13 protein-coding genes, 1 pseudogene and 1 riboswitch are annotated in these 22478 nt (G+C 74.3%); of the genes and pseudogenes, 4 read left to right on the top strand and 10 right to left on the bottom strand.

What is annotated here, in order from left to right:
- Window positions 1–31: 31 nt before the first annotated feature.
- From ACFV6D_RS34445 to ACFV6D_RS34430, 4 genes are all read right to left on the bottom strand, one after another.
- Entirely contained in the window at window positions 32–2944 is a 2913-nt protein-coding gene (locus ACFV6D_RS34445) for a hypothetical protein (protein ID WP_380562704.1), read from the bottom strand.
- Window positions 2944–4830 (bottom strand): HSP90 family protein, encoded by a 1887-nt coding sequence (locus ACFV6D_RS34440; protein ID WP_380562702.1) that lies wholly within the window; start codon window positions 4828–4830, stop codon window positions 2944–2946. Before ACFV6D_RS34440 ends, ACFV6D_RS34445 begins: the two co-directional genes overlap by 1 nt.
- A 56-nt stretch (window positions 4831–4886) precedes the next feature.
- On the bottom strand, window positions 4887–5915 hold the full coding sequence (locus ACFV6D_RS34435) for a hypothetical protein (protein WP_380562700.1): 1029 nt from the start codon (window positions 5913–5915) through the stop codon (window positions 4887–4889).
- Between the two features lie 322 nt (window positions 5916–6237).
- Window positions 6238–6741 carry a hypothetical protein gene (locus tag ACFV6D_RS34430; protein WP_380562698.1) on the bottom strand — a complete coding sequence of 168 codons (504 nt, stop codon included), beginning with the start codon at window positions 6739–6741 and terminating at the stop codon, window positions 6238–6240.
- Between ACFV6D_RS34430 and ACFV6D_RS34425 the strand changes: the two genes are divergently transcribed.
- Window positions 6725–7120 (top strand): hypothetical protein, encoded by a 396-nt coding sequence (locus ACFV6D_RS34425; protein ID WP_380562697.1) that lies wholly within the window; start codon window positions 6725–6727, stop codon window positions 7118–7120. The genes ACFV6D_RS34430 and ACFV6D_RS34425 overlap by 17 nt on opposite strands.
- A gap of 233 nt (window positions 7121–7353) precedes the next feature.
- On the opposite strand, the gene ACFV6D_RS34420 is transcribed toward ACFV6D_RS34425, so the two are convergent.
- The 5 genes from ACFV6D_RS34420 to ACFV6D_RS34400 all read right to left on the bottom strand — a co-directional run bounded on the left by ACFV6D_RS34420 (window position 7354) and on the right by ACFV6D_RS34400 (window position 17237).
- Entirely contained in the window at window positions 7354–8796 is a 1443-nt protein-coding gene (locus ACFV6D_RS34420) for a glyceraldehyde-3-phosphate dehydrogenase (protein WP_380490825.1), read from the bottom strand.
- A 168-nt stretch (window positions 8797–8964) separates the two neighbouring features.
- A complete protein-coding gene (locus tag ACFV6D_RS34415) occupies window positions 8965–10233 on the bottom strand; it encodes a TIGR02679 family protein (protein WP_380562695.1) in 1269 nt (422 codons plus the stop codon).
- A gap of 2 nt (window positions 10234–10235) precedes the next feature.
- Window positions 10236–14357: a TIGR02680 family protein gene (locus tag ACFV6D_RS34410; RefSeq protein WP_380562693.1), complete on the bottom strand. Its 4122-nt coding sequence runs from the start codon at window positions 14355–14357 to the stop codon at window positions 10236–10238.
- Window positions 14354–15640, bottom strand: coding sequence for a TIGR02678 family protein (locus ACFV6D_RS34405; protein ID WP_380490869.1), 1287 nt, complete (start codon window positions 15638–15640; stop codon window positions 14354–14356). The genes ACFV6D_RS34410 and ACFV6D_RS34405 overlap by 4 nt, the downstream gene beginning before the upstream one ends.
- On the bottom strand, window positions 15633–17237 hold the full coding sequence (locus tag ACFV6D_RS34400; protein WP_380490871.1) for a TIGR02677 family protein: 1605 nt from the start codon (window positions 17235–17237) through the stop codon (window positions 15633–15635). The genes ACFV6D_RS34405 and ACFV6D_RS34400 overlap by 8 nt, the downstream gene beginning before the upstream one ends.
- 149 nt (window positions 17238–17386) lie before the next feature.
- On the opposite strand from ACFV6D_RS34400, the gene ACFV6D_RS34395 reads away from it, so the two are divergent.
- A complete protein-coding gene (locus ACFV6D_RS34395; protein ID WP_380562691.1) occupies window positions 17387–17857 on the top strand; it encodes a GreA/GreB family elongation factor in 471 nt (156 codons plus the stop codon).
- A gap of 62 nt (window positions 17858–17919) precedes the next feature.
- Window positions 17920–20187, top strand: coding sequence for an FdhF/YdeP family oxidoreductase (locus ACFV6D_RS34390; RefSeq protein ID WP_380562714.1), 2268 nt, complete (start codon window positions 17920–17922; stop codon window positions 20185–20187).
- Between the two features lie 43 nt (window positions 20188–20230).
- Here ACFV6D_RS34390 and ACFV6D_RS34385 read toward each other — a convergent pair whose 3' ends face one another.
- Window positions 20231–21529: a YhgE/Pip domain-containing protein gene (locus ACFV6D_RS34385; RefSeq protein ID WP_380562689.1), complete on the bottom strand. Its 1299-nt coding sequence runs from the start codon at window positions 21527–21529 to the stop codon at window positions 20231–20233.
- A gap of 212 nt (window positions 21530–21741) precedes the next feature.
- Window positions 21742–21919: riboswitch (M-box (ykoK) riboswitch) on the top strand.
- Window positions 21920–22245: 326 nt separating this feature from the next.
- Between ACFV6D_RS34385 and ACFV6D_RS34380 the strand changes: the two are divergent.
- Window positions 22246–22478, top strand: a pseudogene (locus ACFV6D_RS34380) (manganese transporter); the annotation flags it as partial.

The following is a 22478-nucleotide window of genomic DNA, read 5'->3' as shown; positions in this document are numbered from 1 at the left end:
GGGCCCCCGGCAGGCCAGTTCGCGGCCGTGGTCAGTCCGCGGCCGTGAACCGCTCCCGCAGTTCGGCCAGCACCTGCGCCGCCTCCGGGAGGCCGGCGGCCTCGCAGCGGGCGATGCCCGCGGTCAGCCGGGCGACGGCCGCCCCGGTACGGCCGAGGTCGGCGCCCTCGATCAGCGCGGCCAGCCGGACGGCCTCGGCCCGGGACGTCCCGGCCCGCTCGTCGCCGCCCTCGTAGACCGCGATCGCCCGCTCGACCTCGGCCAGCGCCTCCTCGTGGCGCTCGGCCATGGCCAGGCAGCGCGCCCGCTCGTAGTGCGAACCGCCGCGCAGGTACCAGGGGTTGTACTCCTGACCGGCCTGCCCGGCGTGCTCCCCGGCGGCGTCCGCCTCGGCCAGCCGGGCCAGCGCCGACGCCAGCCCCTCCGGGCCCTCGGCATGCATGGTCAGCCGGGCGAACTCGCGCAGCGTCGCGGCCAGTTGGTCCACCTGGGGGGCCTGGGCGTGGGCCGCGAGGGCGCGGTCGAGGGCGGCCTTCGCGGCCTCCCAGCGGTCCGCCCGGGCCAGCGCCAGCGCGGCCTCGCAGGCGACCATGGTGTGGGTGTCCTGCTCCTCCCAGCCGGCGACGACGTCGGCCAGCCGCAGGTACTCCTCGGCGGCGTCCCGGTGCTCGTCCAGTTCGGTGAGGCCGCGGGCGAGGTCCAGCCGGGCCTGCGCGAGCATCCGCACGTCCAGCTCCGACGCGGCGGCGTCCAGCAGCACCGACTCCAGCACCGCGACGGCGTCGGCCGTGCGGTCGGCGGCACGCAGCACGTCGGCCAGCTGGAGACGGGCCTGCGCGGCGTCCTCGGCCGCCTCCCGGCCCTTGCGGTCGAAGCGCGCGGCCGCCTCGGTGAGCGCCCGGACCGCGCCGCCGCGGTCCCCGGCCCCCATGGCCGCGTGGCCGAGCATCAGGTAGGTGGGCGCGTACGGGTAGGAGTCGTCGCCCCAGCGGGCGGCCTCGGCGAGCGCCCGGTGGAACACCTCGACGGCCTCGGCGGGTTCGCCGCTCTGCAACAGCACCTGGCCCAGCAGGCCGAGCACCCGCGGGGTGTGCCAGGGCAGTTCGGCCGCGTCCAACTGGGCGAGCACCTCGCGCAGTTCGGCGGTGGCCTCGGCCAGCCGGCCCTGCCGGGCGGCCGCGTCGGCCAGGTACTGGCGGGAGGTGGCCGCGCGGCGGGCGGAGCCCAGCTCCACGGCGGTGCGGTGGTAGCCGCCGGCCGCCGCCTCGAAGCGCTCGACGGCCTCGGCGGGCGGCTCGGGCAGCGCCTCGACCAGGTCGTGGTGGGCCGCGTAGGCGCGGACCTGCCACACGATCAGGTGGTCGTCGTCGGCCATCGTGCCGGCGGCCCGCAGTTCCTCGGCCCGGCGCAGCACCTCGTCGAGCGCCGGCCAGTCGGCCACCGCGCCCTCGACGTCGCCGAGTTCCACGATCAGCGCGCGGGCCCGGGCCATCAGGGCCTGGCCGGGCAGCCCGGCCTGCCCGAACAGCTCGGCGGCGGCCAGCAGCCCGGCCCGGCCGTCGGCGTGCTCGTCCCGCTCCAGCGCCTGGTGGGCCCGCTGCTCGGCGAGTTCGGCGCGCAGCCGCCCGGGGCTGCCGACCGCGGTGCCCTCGGGGTGGGCGAAACCGTCGGCGGCGGCGCGTTCGGCGATCCGCCGCCAGAGCCGGTCGGCGTCCGGGTGCCCGACGAGCTCCAGCTCGCGGGCCCGGACCACCAGGGCGGTGAAGTCCTCCGGCTCCGGCTCGACGGCCCGGCGCGGTGCGGGCGCGAGGGCCGGGGCGGCGGCCAGCTCGGGCGCGGCGGCGGCGCGCACGCCGAGGGCCAGCGGCTCGGCCAGCAGCGGCTCGCGGGCCAGCCGGGCGCGCCGGTCGGCGCCGACCGCGTCGGTGCCGTTGCGGGCGTCGAAGCGGGCGGCGAGCGCGTCGGCCTCGGCGCGCACGTGGGCGAGCAGGGTGTCCGCCGTCCAGGAGGTACCGGGCGGGCCGCTGACCGCGAGCCCGCCGTGGCCGCCCCCGGCCAGGACGGCGAGCAGCACCTCGACGCCGGTGAGGAAGGACAGCAGCGCGGACGGCTCGCCGGCCACCGCGAACAGGTCGCGGTTCTCGGCGAGCAGTTCCAGGCCGCGCGGCTCGTTGCCGGACAGCGCGCAGAACTCGACGTGCCGGCCGACGGCGTGCGCCATCGAGGCCTTGCCGCGCGCGGCGCGGTAACCGGTCAGGTGGCTGGAGCGGGCCTCGTCCAGCCGGCCCCGGCGCAGCAGCGGGAGCAGGGCGGCGGCCTGGCTGAGGGCGGGCTCCTGCTCGCAGCTGCTCCGGCCGTCGAGGACCGGCTGCAGGACGTCCAGCGCCCGGGCGTCGTCGCCGGCGTCCACGAAGTGCTCGGCGCGCGCCCGGGTCTCGCAGGCGTGGCAGTCGCTCAGCTCGGAGCGCGGGCGGGCCGTCCACAGCTCGTAGGCGTCCTGGCGGCCGCTGCCGGTCTGCGCGGCCAGGTGGTAGCGCTGGGCGTAGTACGGCTGGAGGTCGAAGCCGGCCGCCCGGTAGCGGTCGCGCAGTTCGGTGTGCCAGCGCCGCAGGGCCGGCAGCGGCACGTCCGGGTTGCCCAGGAGCGCGCCGGCCACCCACTTGAAGCGCCAGAACACCTGCTGGCGGGCCCACTCGCCGAAGCCGTCCGGGTCGGCGTCCCACAGCTTGAGGAGGCGGGCGAAGACGACCGGGCTCTTGCCGCGCTCGCCGTCGTACTCGTACGCCTCCATCAGCTCCAGCAGGGCCATCGAGCGCGCCCCGGTGTCGTCGAACTGCTCGGCGGCGTCGACGAGTTCCTCGGCCGCGACGGTCCGCTGGCGGCCGTAGGGGCGGGCGTCGTTCTCGCGCAGCGCGGCCATCACCGCATCGGGGGTGTCCAGCATCAGGCCTCCTTCGGGTCGGTGCGGTCCGGGCCGGCCGACTCGTGGCCGAGCATGGCGTGGTCGAGCAGGCTGATGAACGAGCGGTTGAGCAGGGCGCTCTCGCTGGCCTTGAGCGGGCGGCGGGTCATCAGCACGGCCTGCCCGTACAGCGCCTCGACGGCAGTGACGGCCAGCTCGCGGTTGGTGACCGTCGCGGCGCGGCGCACCAGCGGGTTGAGGTGGTTGAGGACCAGCTGGGCGCGGGGCGCCTCGGCGCGCAGCGAGCCCAGGATGTCCGCCCACAGGCCGTCGGCCTCCTCGGCGAGCTGGGCGCGGCTGCGCTCGTGCCGGGCCTCCCGGTTGTCCAGCAGCAGCGCGGGCGCGTTGGTCGGGTGGAAGCTGCGCAGGGCGACGTCGCAGTCGAAGCGGCCGACCACCTCGCGGGCGACGGCGAGGAAGGCGTTCGCGGCGAGCTCGGCGGCCGGGTCGACGGTGTCCAGGTGCGCGGTGACGGTGCCCGGGTCGAGGTCGGAGACCGAGACGCCGGGGCGGATCTCGGGCAGCCGGTGCACCAGGTCGCGGTCGTAGGTGTAGCCGCCGTTGACCACGCCGAGGCCGGCGGCGCCGGCGATCGGGGCGACCTGGCGGAACTCCTCGACGGTGCGGGTCACCAGCACCACCGGGTGGCTGCGGGTGAACTCGTCCAGGGTGACGTTGCCGTCGGTGGTCTCGAACGGCAGCCACGGCAGCATTATCCGCAGCAACTCGTCGTCGTAGCGGGCGAGTTCCTTGACGGCCAGGTGGTGCACGGACAGGAATCGGTGCAGCAGCGCCGGATCGCTCGCGGACAGGCCGGTCAGCCAGTCGCGGATCCGGACGCCCAGCGCGTCGCGGACGGCGGCCAGCGTCTCGTCCGCGTACAGGCCCTCGCGCGAGGCGGTCGGGCGCAGGCCGTCGGTGTCCACCACGCAGCGGACGAAGAACGCCCAGTCCGGCAGCAGCTCGTCGGCCTGGTCGGACAGCAGCATGCCCTTGAGGTGCACCCGGTGGCCCGAACGGCGGGACGGCGGGGCCGCGTCCGGCAGCACGTAGGCGACGCCGCGCAGGCCGACCAGCGGCAGGTCCAGGTCGATGGTGTCGAGCGGGGCGAAGTCGAAAGCGGCGCGGCAGTACTCGGTCAGCGCGTCGCGCCGGGCCAGCGGCGAGCCGTGTCGCTCGGCCCACGGCGGGGTGCGGTTCACCCGGTGCTCGGTGCCGTTCGCGTCCACCACCGTGACGTCGTGGCGCAGCAGGCTGCCGAAGTCCCGGGCCAGCGCGAGGACACGGCCCGACCGCGTCCACTCGACGGCGTCGGCGCGCGGGACCAGCGTCACGGTGGTGCCCGGCTCCGGCTTGGCCGCGGCGGGCAGGGTGCGGATCGTGTAGCGGCCGTCGGAGCCGCCGCGCCACTCGATCACCGGCGCGTCCGGCGTGGCGGCGGAGCGGGTCACCACGGTGATCTCGTCGGCGACCACGAAGCAGGCCAGCAGGCCGATGCCGAACTGGCCGATGAAGTCGCCGCGGGCCTGGGCCAGCCCGGCGCCGTCCAGCCGGCCGTCGGCGTCGCGCTTCGAACTGCGGCCGATGGTGGCGAGGAAGGTGTGGACGTCCGCCTCGGTCAGGCCGACGCCGGTGTCGGTGACGCTCAGCTCGTCGTCGGCGCGCACGATGATCCGGGCCGGCGCCTGCGGATCGAGGGCGCGGCGGGCGGAGATCGCGTCCACCGCGTTCTGCAGCAACTCGCGCAGGTACACCCGCGGGCTGGAGTAGAGGTGGTGGGAGAGCAGGTCCACCAGGCCGCGCAGGTCCACCTGGAAGGTGTGCGCGCTCGCCGCGTTGTCGGGCGTCGGGTTCTCGGATGGGGACACCGGGGGCTCTTTCGATCGCGGGGCGGGTGACGGAGGTTCTGGACGGGCCGGGGGCGTCAGTACGCGCAGCGGTCCCGGTGGGAGGCGAACGCCTTGAGCGGATCACCGGACAGGAAGTGCCAGGGCGACTCGGTGACGACGCCGTCCAAGGCCTCGAACAGCAGGCGCGCCGTCTTGCGCTGGCCGGCCAGTGAGAAGGCCATCGCGAAGGCGTTGAAGGAGCCCTGCCAGCCGCGCACCGGCGTGAAGTCCGGGTGCAGCACGGAGCGGAAGGCCGCCTCCTGCAAGTCGGCCACCACCTCCGCACTGGCCAGGTAGGCGCGGTCCTCACCGTCCGGGAGGTCCAGCCAGCGCTCCAGGTGCGCCAGCACCACCAGCTCGCCGAGCTGGCTGCCCTCCGGCGCCGCGAGCATCGAGGAACGGGCGAAAGCGTGCATCTCCTCGTGCGAGCCGCCCCACTTGGCACACAGCTGCTGGAGGCGCTGGCGGTGCGAGGCCGGATGCCCGGGAGCACGGCGCACGGCGGCCTCGAAGCGGCAGGTCGCGACCTCCGCCGGGAGCGAGGCGCCGCGGGCGCTGATCTGCAGGAAGTACCAGGGGGCGAGCCAGGACGGCTCGCGCTCGGCGACCTCCAGCAGCTGCTCCTCGGCGATGTCCAGCCGCTCGTGGAACACCTGCCACTGCTTCTCGGAGACGTGCTTCGCCCGGGCGCCCGTCCGGGCCTCCCAGGCCCAGGTGACGTGCCGGGCACCGGACAGCAGCAGCGCCAGCGCGTCCTCGGGCCGGTCGGCGAGGGCCCGGGCCGTCCACTCCTCGACCCGGGGCACCTCCGCGATCGCACCGACCCGCCCGGTCAGATCGGCGCCGTCCCCGACGGCGGCCAGCGCGGGGCCCAGGGCCGCCCAGTCACCGGCGGCGGCCTGGCCGAGCATCAGGCGCAGCGACTCGTCCCCGAGCGCCGGATCCAGCCGCGGCGCCGCAACGGCCGCCACGGGCGCGGACCCGACGGCCCGCCGCACCCTCCCAAGCCAGCCCGCCCCGCTCTGCGCGGCCTCCTCGCCGGAGCGGCGTCGGAACAGCGGCATGTGTGGCCCCCTCGAACATCATCGGCATCTTTCGCATGGCCGCACGACGGCCACCCCAGATGAGTAGATATCACGGCCGACCGACATCCGTTTCCCCAGCCCAGGGGCGGTCCCGGTCCGGCACGTGCGGGGACCCGCCCCACGGCCCGCCGACCGGGGCGGACGGCCGGGGCTGACGGCCGGAACGCGGGCACGTCGAACGGGGTGAGGACACGTCGAACAGGCGGCAGGCGCTGTCCGGTCCGACGCCGAAACGCAGCGGGCCCCGGCGCCTCCTCGGCCCGGGGCTTCGCTTCGCTTCGCTTCGCGTACGCGGCGGCCGTCAGGCCAGTCCGAGCCCGGCGTCCGGGGTCCTGCCCGCCTGGGCCTGCTCGATCCGCTTGACCAGCATCACCCCGAACCGCCGGGCGGCGGCCACGTCGGCCGGCCCGCCCTCGGTGGTCACGCTGGCGACGACGGTGCCCGAGCGCAGCACGATGCCGATGCCCTCGCTCTCGCCCAGCTGGCCCTGGAAGGCCTGGCTCTCGCTGCCCAGCACCGGGGAGTCGACCTTGCGGAACGGCCCGGCTCCGTAGGAGGCGTAGGACTCCTTGAGCTTGCCCTTGGCGGCGTCGCGGTTCGGCAGCGTCTCGACGATGAAGCGGGCGACCACGTCCCCCGAGGAGAACCGGACGGAGCCGCTGAGCGGCTTGCCGGTGCACGGCACCGACGCGGTGCAGGTGGTGGCGTGGTCGAGGGTGTCGACCTTGCGCTTCTCCTCCTCCCAGCCCGCCATCGCCTTCGCGTCCGGCAGCACCTGCCCGACGAGCTTGTCGTCCAGCAGCACCGCCTCCAGGTCCGCCCCGGGCGTCGCCGCCCCGGCCGGCGGAGCAGAGGCCCCGGCGCCAGCGCCGCCGCCTCCGGTCGCCGGCGCCGAGGCCGAGCCCGCGGCCGCACCCGCCCCCGTCGCGGCGGCAGACGCGGACGCCGAGGCGGAGACCGAAGCCCCCGCACCGGTCTCACCACCCGCCGGACCCGTCGCACTCGCCACCGCACTCGCCGCCCCCGCCGCACCCTTGGCCGCGTCCGAGCCCGCCGGGGAACTCCCCGCAGAACCCGCCGAGCACCCGGCCAGCACCCCCGTCAGCACCCCGGCCGCCACCGCGGCAGCCACCCTCCGACCAGCCATCCCCATCCCCATCGCCCACTCCTCCGGATGTCCGTGACCCATCAAGATAGCCGCCGCACCCGGCCCGCCCGCGCCCGGGTGCACCCGGGCCGATCAAGGACGGAGCGGGGGCGGGAACGGGCGCGCGGGGGGGCGCGGGGGGGAGCCGAGACACCGCGCCCCCCACCCCCCCGCGCGCGGGGGGGGGGGCGGCCGGGGGGGGGGGGCCCAGACTCGACGCCCCCCCCCCCCCCCCCCGGAACTGCCGGGACTACCTGAACTGCCGGAGGATCAGACCGCCGGGGCCGGGTAGGTCGGGAACTCGACGCCCGAGACGTACTGGACGACCCGGATGACCTGGCAGGAGTAGCCGAACTCGTTGTCGTACCACAGGTAGAGGATCGCGTTGTCGCCCTCGACCTTGGTGGCGCCGGCGTCGACGATCGAGGCGTGGCGCGAGCCGATGAAGTCGCTGGAGACCGCGTCGGGGGAGTCGATGAAGTCGATCTGACGCTTCAGCGGCGAGGTCAGCGAGACGTTGCGCAGGTAGTCGAGGACCTCCTCGCGGTTGGTCTCGCGGGCCAGCTGCAGGTTGAGGATGGCGATCGAGACGTCCGGCACGGGGACGCGGATCGAGCTGCCGGTGATCTTCGCCTGGAGGTCCGGGAGGGCCTTGGCGACGGCCGAGGCGGCGCCGGTCTCGGTGATCACCATGTTGAGCGGTGCCGAGCGGCCGCGACGGTCGGCCTTGTGGTAGTTGTCCAGCAGGTTCTGGTCGTTGGTGAACGAGTGGACGGTCTCCACGTGCCCGCGCAGCACGCCGTACTCGTCGTCCATCGCCTTCAGCGGCGGGACGATGGCGTTGGTGGTGCAGGAGGCGCAGGACAGGATCTGCTCGTCGGGCTTGATCGTGTCGTGGTTGACGCCGTGGACGATGTTCGGGACGTCGCCCTTGCCCGGCGCGGTCAGCACGACCTTGGCGATGCCGGGGCGCAGGTGCTTGGACAGGCCCTCCCGGTCGCGCCAGCGGCCGGTGTTGTCGATCAGGATGGCGTCCTTGATCCCGTACTCCGTGTAGTCGACCTTGGTCGGGTCGTCGGAGTAGATCACGGTGATCTCGTTGCCATTGGCGATGATCTTGTTGTTCGCCTCGTCGACGGTGATCGTGCCCTGGAACTGGCCGTGGATCGAGTCCCGGCGCAGCAGCGAGGCCCGCTTGACCAGGTCGTCGCCGCCGCTGTCGCGCACGACGATGGCCTTCAGGCGCAGGCCGTTGCCGGAGGCCTTCTCGATCAGCAGGCGGGCGACCAGGCGGCCGATCCGGCCGAAGCCGTAGAGGACGACGTCGCGGGCGTCGCGGCGCTCCAGCTTGTTGTCGCCGGTGGCGCCGGAGACGGCCTGGGCGGTGAACTCCTCGACCGACAGGCCGTGGTCGTCGGCCCGGTAGGTCGCGGCGAGCATGCCGATGTCGATCTGCGAGGGGCCGAGATCCAGGGTGGTCAGCGCACTCAGGAAGGGCATCGTCTCGGTGACCGAGAGCTCCTCGCCGGCTATCTGGCGGGCGAAGCGGTGCGTCTTCAGGATGCTGACCACCGACTTGTTCACCAGGGACCTGCTGTGCAGCAGGACGGTCACGTCCCGCTCGCGGTGCAGTCGCCCGATGATCGGGATCATCGACTCCGCGATCTCCTCGCGGTTCTTCCAGTCCGTGAACACGTCGTCGTTGACAGTCACAAGTCCATCTTTCGAGCTGAGGGTGTTGCGCACATGGTAGCTTCGCCCGCCCCCGCCCCTTCCGCCGGTCCCTCCCCCGCCCACTTCGCCCGAGCCCCCGACCTGCACTTTCGCCCGTTCACCCACCCCCGGAGGTGATCACCGCCACCCCGCGGCCCCGCTCGGACCTCACCGCGCGCCACCCGTACCGACAGCCGTGGGTCGAAACGCCAGGTCGGCGAGCAGGCCGTCCAGGACCAGTTCCTCCTCGATGCGCCGGCCGGCCGCGAGCAGTGACGCGCGCAGGGCCTGGTCCCAGGGAGCGTCCGTCGGGGTGCCGGTGAGGGCCGCGGTCGCGGGGTGCGTGTCGAGGGCGGTGCGGTAGTCGGCGGCGGTGTACCGCCACGGGGTCCAGGGGACGTGGGACAGCAGCCGGGTGGCGATGCGCAGGCCGCCCCAGTCGAAGTCCCCGTGGTAGCGCAGCGTCCATCCGGTGTCGGCGTAGAGCCTCAGCAGGCGCAGGGCGGCCGTACTGGGCTGGCCCTGGACGCAGACCAGCGGTGCGCAGTCGGGGCCGAGTCGGTCCGCGGCCGCCAGGACGACGGCCGGGTTCTCGCACACGTACGCCGTGCCGCCGCGGGGCGGGCGAGGGGCGTCGCGGACGAGTTGGCGGAGCGTCAGCACGGCGGGCTGGCCGACCGATCCGAGTGCGGCGAGGGCCCGTCCGGTGGCGGTGTCCCGGTCGCCGGGGAGGTTGAGGGCGATGACCTGCGACGAGAGCTCGTCGAGCAGGAGCCCCGCTGCCGCCCAGGTGTCGCGCCGCGCCTGGGCGCCGTCGCCGGGCGGAGTACCGGTGAGGGCCCGGACGGCGTCCAGCGTGAGGGTGGCCAACGGGCCTTGGTCGAGGGCGTGGGCGTCACCGGTGTGTTCGGCGGCGAAGGTGCTGAGCGAGCGCGGCGGCGATGCCGGCAGGTGCGGCAGCAGGCGGGCCAGATCGGCGAGCAGCGGTGCGGCCTCCTCGGGGCCGCGGGCCAGCCGGCGGACGAGGCCGGTGGCGTGCAGGGAGGCGTACCAGTCGGCGAGTTGGGGGCGGGCGGCCACCACGGACGCGAGTGGGGCGAAGGCGTGCTCCCAGGCCAGGGCGAGCCGGTCGGCCGCTTCCTGTCGGGGTACGACCGGCCCGGTGAGCGCGACGACGGCGGCGGCCAGCCCGTCCGGGCTGGCGCCGCTGGCCCGCAGCACCCGGTCGACGGCGGCGAGGGACACGGAGAGCGAGCGCCCCGGACGCGGCGCGCGGCCCAACAGCCGGGTGACGGCGGCCCGTTCGGCGTCGGCCGCACCGGCCAGGGTGACCGTGCCGTCGAGTGGTCGGGCCGCCTCCATGCGGCGGCGCGCCCGGTCGAGCAGCCAGGTGAGTTCGGGTGCGCCGATCAGGCGCTGGAGCCGGGGCACGTCCATGGTCAGGAGAACACGCCTTCCTGCCGCTGGCCCGGCACCTCCGCGTCGGCCACGCGAGAGCGCCGGCGGCCGTCCCACTCCCAGCGGGTGACCAGGACGGCGGCGATCTCGTCGACCCGGGAGAGCTGGGCGATGGCCAGGCCCGGGACCTCCGGGTAGCAGCCCCATTCGCGCTCGGAGGTCATCACGACGTCCAGGTCGAAGGCGGTGAGCAGGCCGAGCGACTTGGCGCGGGAGTCGTCGTCCACCCCGGCGAACGCCTCGTCCAGGGTGACCAGGCGCGGCGCGTACGGGCTTCCGGCCGAGGCGTAGTGCGAGGAGGCGGCTGCGAACAGCGGGAGCGAGACGGAGAGCACCCGCTCGCCGCCGGAGGCCGGGCCGGTGGCGGACTGCCACTTGCCGTGCTGGTGGCGCTCGATGCCGAACTCGTGCCAGGAGCGGTAGTCCAGGGCCGCGGTGAGGTGCTCCAGCCAGGTCCCGGACGGGTTGTCGGTGCGGGCGCGCTCGATCTGCGCCTGGAGGAAGTCGCCGAGGGCGGCCCGGTCGGCGGCGGTCCAGGCGTCGGAGGACTGGCGCAGGAGGCGGTCACGGGCGGCCGCCAGGCCGCCGGGAGCGTCGCGGGCGGGCCGCCACACCAGCCGGAGCAGCATCCCGGTGCTGGTCGGGCGGTCCTTGAGCTCCCCGTTCATCCGCAGGACCTGGTGCTCGGCGGCGCTGACGAGTTCCTGAAGGGTGCCGGCCACCTCGGTGATCAGGTGGTTCTCCAGGATCTCCTGCTCCCGGGCGGAGAGCAGCCGTTGCCGGTCGGCGACCTCAGAGGCCAGGGCGGCGGCCAGCTCGGGGACGGAGCGTTCGCGGCCCTGGAAGACGATGTCGACGACCAGGCCCTCCTCCAGCATCCGGGCCGCCGCGCTGTGCCCGTGGCGGGCGAGGGCGTCGGAGAGCTCCTTGAGCTCTTCGGTGATCCGGCGCTGAACACGTTCCCAGGCCGGGTCGGCGTCGTCGACGGATTCCAGCTCGCGCTCGACGGCCCGGGCCAGGCGGACGGCCGGCTCGGGGGCCCAGGAGTCGCCGGCGTGCTCCTCGGCGAGGTCGGGCAGGGCGACGACGAGCAACCCGGTGGCGGCGAAGCGGCGCAGTGCGTCGATCGCTTCGGCGCGGGTGCGGGCGGTGTCCTCGATCTCGATGCGGACCCGGGTCCGCAAGGCGTCGGCGGCGGCTTGGCGGCCGGTGGCGGCGTTCTGCTCCCGGCGGGTGGCCCGCTCGCCCTCCTCGCACCCCCGCAACGTCTCGGCCACGTCGGCGAGTTGGCGTTGCAGCTCGGCGACGGCGGCGCCGACGGTGGCGGCGAGCGTCTCGTGGCGCTCCCCCGCCGTGACGGCCTCCCGCGCCGCGTCACGCGAGCGCTCGGCCAGCTCGGCGACGCGCTCGGCGGCCCGGCCGTGGTCGACGGCCTCGGCCGCCAGCGCGGTCCGGGCGGCCCGGGTCTCCCGCACGGCGGGCCAGAGTTCGGCCAGGGTCTCCCGGTAGGAGCCGAGGGCCTCGCGGGCCTGCCGCAGACCCGCACCGGTGGCGGGCAGGCCGAGTTCCCCGGCCAGGTCGTGCAGTTCGGCGGTGGAGTGCTCGGCAGCGGCGGCGGCCGCGGCAGCGATCCGCTCGGATTCCCCGCGGCGCTCGGCGGCGCGCGCGTGCTCACGGTGGGCCGCCGTCGCCACGGCGTGCGCACCGCGCAGGGCGGCGTCGTCCGGCAGGGCCGCCTGCTCGGCCGCCAGGGTGCGGACGTCCGCCTCCACCCGCGCGGAGCGGTCCGCGAGGTCCGCCGACTGCTCCGCGAGTCGGGCGAGGTCCGTCTCGACGACGGCCGTCCTGGCCCGCCGGGCCTGCTCGCGGGCACCTTCGCCGAGGTACTCGGCGGCCGGTTTGGACCAGGCGCCGGCCAGCGAGCCGAGGCGGAACCGCCCGTCCAGGCCGATCCAGCTGCCGGCGTGGGGCAGTTCCTCGCCCACGTGGAGCAGGCCGATGCCGGCGAGGAGTCGATCGACCAGTTCGTCGGGGAGAGCGGCCGCGGCCGGATCGGACCGGTCCACCGCCGGGCGCAGTACGGCGGTGAGCGAGGTGCCGTCCACCGGTGCGCCGGCGGTCGCCAGGATGTCGCCGATGCCTGCCGCGGCCACCGTTCCGTCGGGAGCGACCCAGGCGTCCAGCAACCCCGAGGCCTCCAGGGCGGCTTCCAGTTCGGCGGCCTGAGTGGGCGTCAGATCGTCGGCGACGTCGACCAGCTGCCACAGCGGCGCGCCCGGGCGGCCCTGCCGGGCCTCGCGCGCGCGGGTGTACGGGGCCTGCGGACCGCGCCGGCCACCGCGCCGGAGTTCGGCGAGCTCGCCTTCCAGCCGGTCCCTGCTCTCGTCGACGTCCCGCTGCTGCGACTCCAACGCCGCCCGAAGCCGCGCGAGTTCGGCGCCGACGGTGGAGGCTGCCTGCTGCGCCGCCACCCGGGACGGGTCGGCGCCGGCCAACGTCCCGACCCACTGGTCCAGTTCGTCGAGCATTCCCCCGGGGTCGGCGGGGCGCAGCAGCAGGCATCCGGTGAGGTACGAGCGGACGGCCGCGAGGTAGCCCCGGCCCTCCCGCGCCGTGCTCTCCTCGGCCTCGGCCCGCAGCTCGGCCCGGTGGGCCAGTTCGCCGTCCGCGTCCTCCCGCCGACGGCGGGCCCGGTCCAGCTCCCGGATCGAGTCCTGGGCGGTCGCGAGGTGCTCCTCGACCAGCGCGATCGAGCGCTGGCGGCGGTCGGTGAACTCGGCGGCGTTGTGCTGCGCCGTCCCGGAGACCTCTCCCTCGACGAGGGGGCGGACAGCCCGCTCCGCGTGCTCCCGTTCCAGCCCGGCCGTGCTCGCCGCGGCCAGGGCCTGGTCCAGTACGACGCCCTGAGCACGCTCGGCGGCCTCCGCACGGGACCGCGCACCGCCCAACCGGGCGGCGCACCGCGTCAGTTCCTCCTCGGCCCGCAGCCGGTCGGCCTCGGCGCGTTCGGCGTCCCGCGCGGTGCGCCCGGCCAGGGCGGCGGCCTGCTCCAGTTCGCGGGCGCTGCGCATCTCCGGACCGGCCCGCAGGGCCTCGTCCCTGGCCCGCAGACCGGTGCGCCGGCGGTCCAGCTCCTCCAACCGGGTCTCGGCCTCGGCGAGTGCGGTGCCGGCCGCCTCGAAATCCTGTTCGGCGGTGTTGAGTTCGGCCCGCAGCGCCTCGTAGCGGGAGTGCTGCGTGCGGGGGGCGCGGGCCTTGCGCCGGGCCGCCACCCGGGCGTAGCGGCGGTAGTGCTGGAGGAAGGAGCCCGCCGCGCGCTCGGCGGCGGCCATCACCGCCAGCTGCTCCTTCTCCTCGTCCAGTGAACGGAACGCCTCCGCGACGTCGGCGACCACGGCCTGGTCCATCGGCGGCAGCGATTCGGTCAGGGCCCGGGAGAGCGTCCTCTCGCTGGGCCGCTTCGACAGCTGCGGCTGGCGCAGTTGTACCAGCAGGTCGACCAGGGCCGAATACCGCTGCTCGCCGAGGCCGAACAGCGCCTCGTCCACCGCGCGCCGGTACGCCCGCGCCGAGTCGTACAGCAGGCCCCGGCCGTCCAACGCCTCGGCCAGCCGGTCACGGCCGATCGCGGCGCCGGTCGAATCCACCAGCCGCAGCTCCGGACCGATCCGCCGGTCGGTGACGAAGTACCAGTGGCGGGCGATGCCCCGGCCGCTGACCGCCTTGAGTCCGCAGCCGAGCGTGGTGTAGTGCGCGGTGCCGTCCTGGTCCAGGCGGCCGAACTCGATCCAGGTGTAACCGAGCCGCTCGGGGTGCGGGTGCTCGCCGCCGAGCAACAGGTTCCACTCCATCCGCTTCTTCGGGTCGGCGTCCGGCTCCACCCGGTGCGGGGAGAGGTCGCCGTCCAGCAGGAAGGGCAGGGTCAGGGCGAGCACCTTGGACTTGCCGGTGCCGTTGTTGCCGCGGAAGAGCAGTCGGCCGTCGCGGAAGTGGAACTCCTCGACGTCGTAGTAGAAGAGGTCGACCAGCCCGACCCTCAGCGGCTGCCAGCGCGTACGGGTGGGCAGGGGCAGGGGCAGCCGCGTCCTGGCGGTGGTGTTCATCGGGTCCTCGCGCCCTTCGTGCGGCCGGCAGCCGTCTTCGTGTTCTTCTTCGGATTCTTCCGGGGCGCACTCTGGCCCGGTTCCAGCAGGACGGTCTCACCGACCCGGTAGCGGTCCAACGCCGGCCTCGGCCGCACCAGGGCGGCGCCGTCCGAGGCCACCGCGCGATCCAGCAGCCCGAGCGCGGTCAGCCGGTCCACGGCCTGCTCGGCCAACTCCACCTCGGCACCGGGAGCGGTGGCGCTCCGCCGCCAGAACCCGGCGTGCTCCAGGGCCCAGCCGGCCACCTGCCGGTGCACGTCGGCCAGCGGGACGGTGCCGCCCCGTCCGGCGAGGTACTCGGCCACCAGCAGCGCCACGTGGCCGTCGGTGCCGGACTCCGGCATCCGCAGGTCCGTCAGATCGTCGTCCGGGTCCACCATCGCCAGGCCTTCCGCCCTCACCTCCGCGACCAGGCCGGTGAGTTCGGCGACGCGCCGGGTCAGCGCGCCGCGTTGGGAGGTGAGGTAGGCGCTCTCGCTCTCGGTCAGTCCGTCCAGGTAGAGCACCGGATCGTCCAGCAGCCGACGGGAGAGGGTGTGCCGCAGCGCCCGGTTGCGCAGTTCGTCGCTGTCCGGCAGCACTTCGGCGTTGAGTTCGGCGAGCCGCTCCTCGAAGCCGTCCGCGCGCACCGTGCTCGGGCCCCGCCGGGAGACGAGCAGGACGGCCAGCACCCGGCGGTCCACGTCGTACAGGGCGTCCCCGGCCGACTTCAGGAAGGCATCCTCGTCGCCGGCCACCTTGGCGAGCACGCCCCATTCCAGCAACAGCCGGACCACCGCCACCAGATCGGTGCGCTGCTCCCGGTCGGCGAGGGTGAATTCCACCCCGGCCGCGTCGAGCGCCGGATCGGCCGCCGCGAGCACCACCTGCTCCGCCAAGCGGCCCAGCGCGATCTGCTGCTCGGCGCGTTCCAGCACCGCCAGGCACAGACAGACCAGGACGTAGCGGCGCCGCGAGAACGGCAGGCCGGTGCGCTGGTCGCGGGCCGGATGCGTGGGATCGTCGGGCCGGCCCGGAATGCGGCGCAACCGGACCACCTCCGAGTCCACCGACAGCGCCCAGCCGGTGTTCCGGTCGAACCAGGTGCGCAGCTCCGTCGCGTACTGCCGCACGAGGCGGAACTCGTCGGCGTGGGACCCACCCGCCCGCAGCAGCGGACGACGCAGCAGCGCCCGGGCGGCTCGACGGACCTCCGCGGAACGCTGCGCGGCGAGCACGTCGCCCAGGCGGTCGTCACTCACGGTCGGCCCCCACGGGATCGTTCTCGTTCGCCAGGTCGATGATCTCGACCAGATGTTCCGGGCCCCACAGCACGCCGTCGAGGGTGCGGATCTCGGCGATCCCGCCGCCGCGAAGCCTCGTCAGCCTGATCTCCATCGTCCCGTCGTTGGTGGTGGCCGCGATCGAATCCGCGCCCGGACGCCAGGCGGACAACGCGTCGCCGAGGAGCAGCAGGAACAGCCGGAAGGCCTCCCGGTCCAGTTCGTCCAGCTCGCTGAGCCGCACCTCGCCCCGGGTGGCCAGCCGGGCCCGGACCGCCGCCGTCTGCTCGGCCTGCTTGCGGGCCAGCTCGGCCAGGTACGCCTTCGCCTCGCCACGGTCCTGCACGGACCGCGACCGGCCGCGCCGCTCGTACGAACCGGTGCGGCGCAACTGCGGACTGATCCGCACGCCCGCCGCGTCGTACCAGGACGCGGAGGCGGGCACCGGCTCGGTGTCCCGTTCGGCCAGCGATTCCTGATCGATCGTCAGATGCCTCGCCGAGTACAGTCCGAACGCCGAGCGCCACAGCCGGTGCCGGGAGTCGTCGTCGGGCGCCTCGGCGAACCACCGGGCGAGTTCGCGGAAGTCCGCCGAGCGATCCGATCGGCCCGCCCTGCGCTCGTTCAACGCCTGGACCACGCTGAGCAGTTGGGGAATCGCCTGGCGGGCGGCGGAGCGCAGCAGCTTGGCCTGCGAACTGCGGCCCGGCACGCTGAGGAACCAGGCCCGCAATCCGTCCCAGCGGCCGGTCCAGCGCCGCTCCCCCGCCGCCAGCGCCTCGGCGGCCAGGTCCGGAGCGGCGTCGGCGGCCTCACGCTCGACGGCCAGGCGCAGCAGCGGCCCGATCCGCCCGTCCTGGGACGCGCCGAGGTGCTCCAGCAGCCCCGCGATCTCGGCGCCCCGGGTCACCAGGTCCTCGATGAACCGCTCCAGGTAGTCGATCAACCGCTGTTTGTAGGCGAGGAACACCTCGACCTCGGCCTCGTGCAGGTCGACCGTCCGCTGGAGCGAGCTCATGAACGCGCGGGCGTTCTCGGCCAGCCCCGAGAAGCGGTCCACCAGGGCGAGGAGCGCGAGGTGCGTCACCGCCGGGTCCGGTTCGTCCCGGTCGGCCAGCGCCAACAGCGCCCGCAGGTGCACGGCGATGTCGGCGAGGGCGACCGCCTGCAACTCGCCCCGCCGGCCGAGCGCAGCGTCGTACGCCGCCAGCGCCTCCTCCGCGGCCTCTCCCGCGCGGGTGAGCTGGTAGATGTACCGGGAGCGGTAGAAGTCCTCCAGGGCCGTGACCCGGCCGGTGTCGGGATCGGGCCGCAGGTTCCCCCACTTGGCCAGTCGTTCCAGCGCGGTGGCCACCGCCTCCACCGACGGTCGCCCCTCCGGCGGGAGGCCCAGGTGGACGTCCTCCGGGCGCAGGTGGACGGTGAACTCCTGCTTGGCCCGGACGAACACCCCCATCACCTGCCGGTAGAGCTCGCGGCCCTCGGTGGCGAGATGCGCGAACGGCCGGTATCGCTCGTCGGCTCGGTCGGTGTCGCCGACCGGCGGGCCCGCACTCGGGTCGTCGACGCTGGTCATGGGCGTCATTGTGCCGGACGGCCGTACCCGCCCGAACCAATTCGGCGGATCCGGGCACATCCGGCGGCCGGATTTGCCGGGGGTGCGGGGTGGTGGGGTAATGGAAGCGACCTGTGCTTGAGCGTTCCGCGAACGACCCGGGAGCAGCCATGACAGACGGTCCCGAGCCCGTCAGTGCCGAGGCCCTGCGCGCCGTGCAGGAGGAGCTGGCCGAGCTGCGCGCCGAGCGGGCGAAAGTGGTGGGGACGCTGCGCGGGGAGGACGTGGGCGACCGGGCGGATGCGGCGGACGAGTTGCAGCGGGCCGACGACGTCGCCCGGCTGGACGAGCGGATCGCCGAGCTGGAGGCCCGGGTCCGCGAGGGGGCCGCCGCCGGGCCGCCGTCCACGGAGGTGGTGGGGGTGGGCTCCACGGTCACCGTGCGGTTCGCGGACGGGGTGGAGGAGACCGTCGAGGTGGCGGAGCTCGCCGAGGTGCGGGAGGAGACCCTGGTGACCGCCGACAGCCCGCTCGGGCGGGCGCTGCTCGGGCGGCACGCCGGGGAGACCGTGAACTACGAGGCGCCGAACGGCGCGGCGAGCGCGGTCGTGCTGTCGGTCGGCGGACGGCGGGCTTCGTGAGCTCCCCCGACGACCGCGCGCAGGACGACCCCCAGCAGGAGCCCGCCCGGGACGAGCCGGCCGTGGGCCCCGACCCCGTCGGGCCGCCGCGGTTCGCGCCGTACCACCACCCGGCCGCCGGCTGGGGTGCCGCGAAGAGCGTGACCCGCTTCCTGGTCAAGGAGGGCGCGTACGTGGACGGGCCCCGGGCGATCATGCGGATGAACCACGAGAGCGGCGGCTTCGACTGCCCCGGGTGCGCCTGGCCGGACGACACCAAGGGCCTGCACCTGGACATCTGCGAGAACGGCATCAAGCACGTCACCTGGGAGATGACCCGCAAGCGGGTCGGCCGCGACTTCTTCGCCGCCCACTCGGTGACCGAGCTGTCCGGGTGGAGCGACTTCGCGCTGGAGGACCAGGGCCGCCTCACCGGGCCGATGGTGTACGACGCCGGCTCGGACCACTACGTCCCGATCAGCTGGAAGGACGCCTTCGAGCTGGTCGGCCGCACCCTGCGCGAGCTGGACGACCCGAACCGGGCCGCCTTCTACACCTCCGGCCGGCTCGGCAACGAGGCCACCTTCCTCTACCAGCTGATGGCCCGCGAACTGGGCACCAACAACCTGCCGGACTGCTCCAACATGTGCCACGAGGCCAGCGGACGCGCCCTCCAGGCCTCGCTGGGCACCGGGAAGGGCACGGTCGACCTCAAGGACTGGGAGGTCACCGACGCGCTGTTCATCATGGGCGTCAACGCCGCCTCCAACGCGCCCCGGATGCTCACCGCCCTCGCCGACGCGCACCGCCGCGGCGCGCAGATCGTGCACATCAACCCGCTGATCGAGGCGGCCGCCACCCGCACCATCGTCCCGCACGACTTCGTGGACATGGCGCTGTTCAAGTCCACGAAGACCAGCACGCTGAACCTCCAGCCGCGCATCGGCGGCGACATGGCACTGGTGCGCGGCATGGCCAAGGCGATCCTGGAGCAGGCCACGGCCGACCCCCAGGCCCTGGACCGGCAGTTCATCGAGCGCCACACCACCGGGTTCGAGGCCTACCGCGCGCTGTGCGGGGCCACGCCCTGGGAGGAGATCGAGCGGCAGAGCGGGCTCGGCCGGGCCGAGGTCCTCAAGGCCGCCCGGGTCTACCGCGACGCCGACCGCTCCATCGTCAGCTGGTGCCTGGGCGTCACCCAGCACGAGCACGGCGTGGACACCGTGCGGGAGATCGTCAACCTCCTGCTGCTGCGCGGCAACCTGGGCCGCGAGGGCGCCGGCCCGTCGCCGGTGCGCGGGCACAGCAACGTCCAGGGCAACCGCACCTGCGGCATCGACCACCGCCCCTCACCCGAGTTCCTGGACCGCCTCGCCGAGGCCTGCGGGATCGACCCGCCGCGCGCGCACGGCCTGGACACCGTCTCCGCCGTCGAGGCGATGCGGCGCGGCGAGGTGACGGTCTTCGTCGCCATGGGCGGCAACTTCGCGCTCGCCGCGCCCGACACGCCTTACACCTACGAGGCGCTGCGCGGCTGCGAGTTGACCGTCCAGGTGAGCACCAAGCTGAACCGCAGCCACCTGGTGCACGGCCGCCGGGCGCTGATCCTGCCGTGCCTGGGCCGCACCGAGAAGGACCACCAGCGCGGCGGGGTGCAGAGCACCTCGGTCGAGGACTCGATGAGCATGGTGCACCTGTCCGTCGGCATGAAGCGCCCGGCCTCCCCGCACCTGCTGTCCGAGCCCGCCATCGTCGCCGGGATGGCCCGCGCGGCGCTGCCGGACAGCGGGACACCGTGGGAGTGGTACATCGAGGACTACGACCGCATCCGCGACACCATGTCCCGGGCCCTGGACGGCTTCGAGGACTTCAACCGCCGGGTGCGGCTGCCGCTCGGGTTCCGGATCAAGCAGCCGGCCCGCGAACTGGTCTTCCTCACCCCCTCCGGGCGGGCCGAGTTCTCCACCGCCCCGCTGCCCGACGTCGTTCCCGCCCCGGGCACCCTGGCGCTGGGCACCATGCGCTCCCACGACCAGTGGAACACCACCATCTACTCCGACAACGACCGCTACCGGGGCGTGCGGAACCTGCGCACGCTGGTCTTCCTGAACACCGACGACATGCGCGAGCGCGGCATCGCCGAGCTCGACCCGGTCGACATCACCAGCACCGCGAAGGACGGCAGCACCCGCACGTTGAACGGCTACCTCGCGATCCCGTACGACATCCCGCGCGGCTGCGCGGCGGGCTACATGCCCGAGATGAACGTGCTGTGCGCGATCGGCGACTACAGCACCCAGAGCGACCAGCCGATCATGAAGCACCTCAAGGTCACCGTCACCAAGGCGTAGGAGGCGTAGGGATCAGGCGCGGCGCCTACGCCGACGACTACGTCTACTCCGACGGCTGCGGCGTCCAGCGGTGCAGGCCCTTGCGGTCGTAGTACCGGGTCATCCCGAAGCCGAAGGCCAGGGCGAGCACCACGCCGACCGCGATCATGGTCCAGCCCCGGGCCAGGCCCGCGTCCGCCCGGGCGTCGAAGAACAGGATCGCCCGGATGCCGTCGCTGAGCTGGCGCATCGGCTCGAAGACGCCGAGGAAGCGGTAGAAGCCGGGCACCGCCTGGAGCGGGATGGTCGCCCCCGAGGAGGGCAGCGCCAGCGCGATGAAGACGAACATGGACACCAGCTGCCCGATCCCGCCGAACGCCGCGTTGATCGCCTGGACCCCGAGGCCGACGGCGAGGCTGGCGCAGTAGGCGAAGACCCAGAGCAGCGCCTGGTGCGGGGCGTCCATGCCGAGGACGGTGACCGAGCAGAGCATCACCAGGGTGGTGGTGAGCAGCATGATGCCGGCCGTCATGACCATCTTCAGCAGCAGGGTCTGGGTGCGGGTGATCGGGACGGTCGGGCGCCGGGTGTGCCAGGGGCCGAGCTCGCTGTCGCTGTAGCCGAGCGCGGTGTCGACGCCGTTGTGGATGATGTTGCCGCCGATGAAGCCGGTCAGCACGGCCAGCAGGGTGTAGTAGAAGGCGCTCAGGCCGAGCCCGCTGTGGGTGCCGATCGGGTGGCCGACCCGGGTGGTGACGGCGAGCGGGTCGGCGAGCAGCAGCCGCGCGGTGGCGCTGGTGCCCGTGCCGGAGGCAGTGGGCGGCACGGCCGCGGTCAGCTCCTTGCCGAGCGCCAGCGAGGCCTGGTGGGCGGCGGACTGGGTGATCTGGGAGGCCAGCGAGGAGCCGAGGCTGCCGAGGCCGGGGTTGGTCAGCACCGTCAGGGTGGGCCGTTCGGTGGCCCGGCCGGTGGTCAGTGCCGCCACGTCGGCGGTGAACGCCTGCGGGACGAGCAGCGCGCCGTAGACCTTCCCGGTGGAGAGCAGGTCCATCGCCTCGGCCTGGTCGACCTGGCGCCAGTCGACGGTGCTGCCGGGCGTCCCGGCGACGATCTCCCGGCTGAGCCGCGCGCCCAGGCTCTCCGTCCGGCCCGGCGGCGGCGGGCCCTGATCCGCGTTCACCAGGGCGATCGGGAGCCGGTGCAGGTGCCCGGTCGGGTTGAGGATGCCGCCCATGTAGAGCAGCGAGAGCACCACGGCCAGCAGGCCGCACAGGATGCTCGGAACGAGCCACAGCTTCGCGTGGCGGGCGAGCACGAGGGCCCGCGCCTGCCGGGGACCGTCCTGGGAGCCTGCGGACGCCATGCCACCCCTCGGATTCGGGCGCAACCTGGTGCTGCTGCCGATGCGGTGGGAAGTCGTTCCGTGGCGGCCCGGCGGCAAAACCCCACGTCACCCGATCCGCCCCGCCGCCCACCGCCGCGCCTCGGCCGGGGCGACCGAGGGCAGAAGGTAAAGGTTCTACCAAGTACGCAAGTATCGGCCTCCGCGCGGTCTATGCTTCTGGAGGTTTGAAGAAGGCACCTCGTTCGGTGAGGCTTCTTCACGGACACAGGCCACTGATCCGACGACGTCGAGAGACGCCCAGGGTTAGGACAGATCTTCCCGACCTAAGGGTTGATCCGAAGTGGCTTCCGGCCCGACCGGGCTGGACACGCCGTGGAGTGCCAAAGCTCTGACGAGTTGGGGTGAACCGGCGGTCGCTTCGCGCGCCGGCGAACTCCTTGCCGCGTCGATCACACGCACCACGGGGTGCGTCGACCGGGAGGAGGCGAGAGACATGGATTGCAGTAGTCCGGGCCACAGTTGCCCCTGCCCCCGCTTGTCCTCGCACACTCCCGGCACGCGGTAACGACCCTCCCTGCGCACATCTCTGACGGCTCATCACCTCAACACCCGGCTTCGCCGTGCCCGAACGGGCCCGCACCGCCGGGTGGCGATGCGCCGCGCCCGTCCGCAGGGGGATCGCCGCCGTGCGCCCCCGATCGCCCCGCCTGCCCGGGGCCCACGGGAGGATCGTCATGACCACCAACGCCACGCTCGACTCCAAGGTCCCCGCCCCGCGTTCAGCGGTACTGGACGACGCCCACGTCGGCGACATCAAGGGTGCGCTCGGCACCATCCGGCTCGACGACACCACGCCGCGCCACGGCCTGTCCGCGCGGCTCAAGACCCTGCTGGCGATCGTGGGCCCCGGCCTGATCGTGATGGTCGGCGACAACGACGCGGGCGCCTTCTCGACGTACGGGCAGGC

Origin of the sequence: Kitasatospora sp. NPDC059812 (genome assembly GCF_042732075.1) — a bacterium.
Classification (GTDB): domain Bacteria; phylum Actinomycetota; class Actinomycetes; order Streptomycetales; family Streptomycetaceae; genus Kitasatospora.
This window is presented reverse-complemented; position numbering and strand designations above follow the sequence as displayed.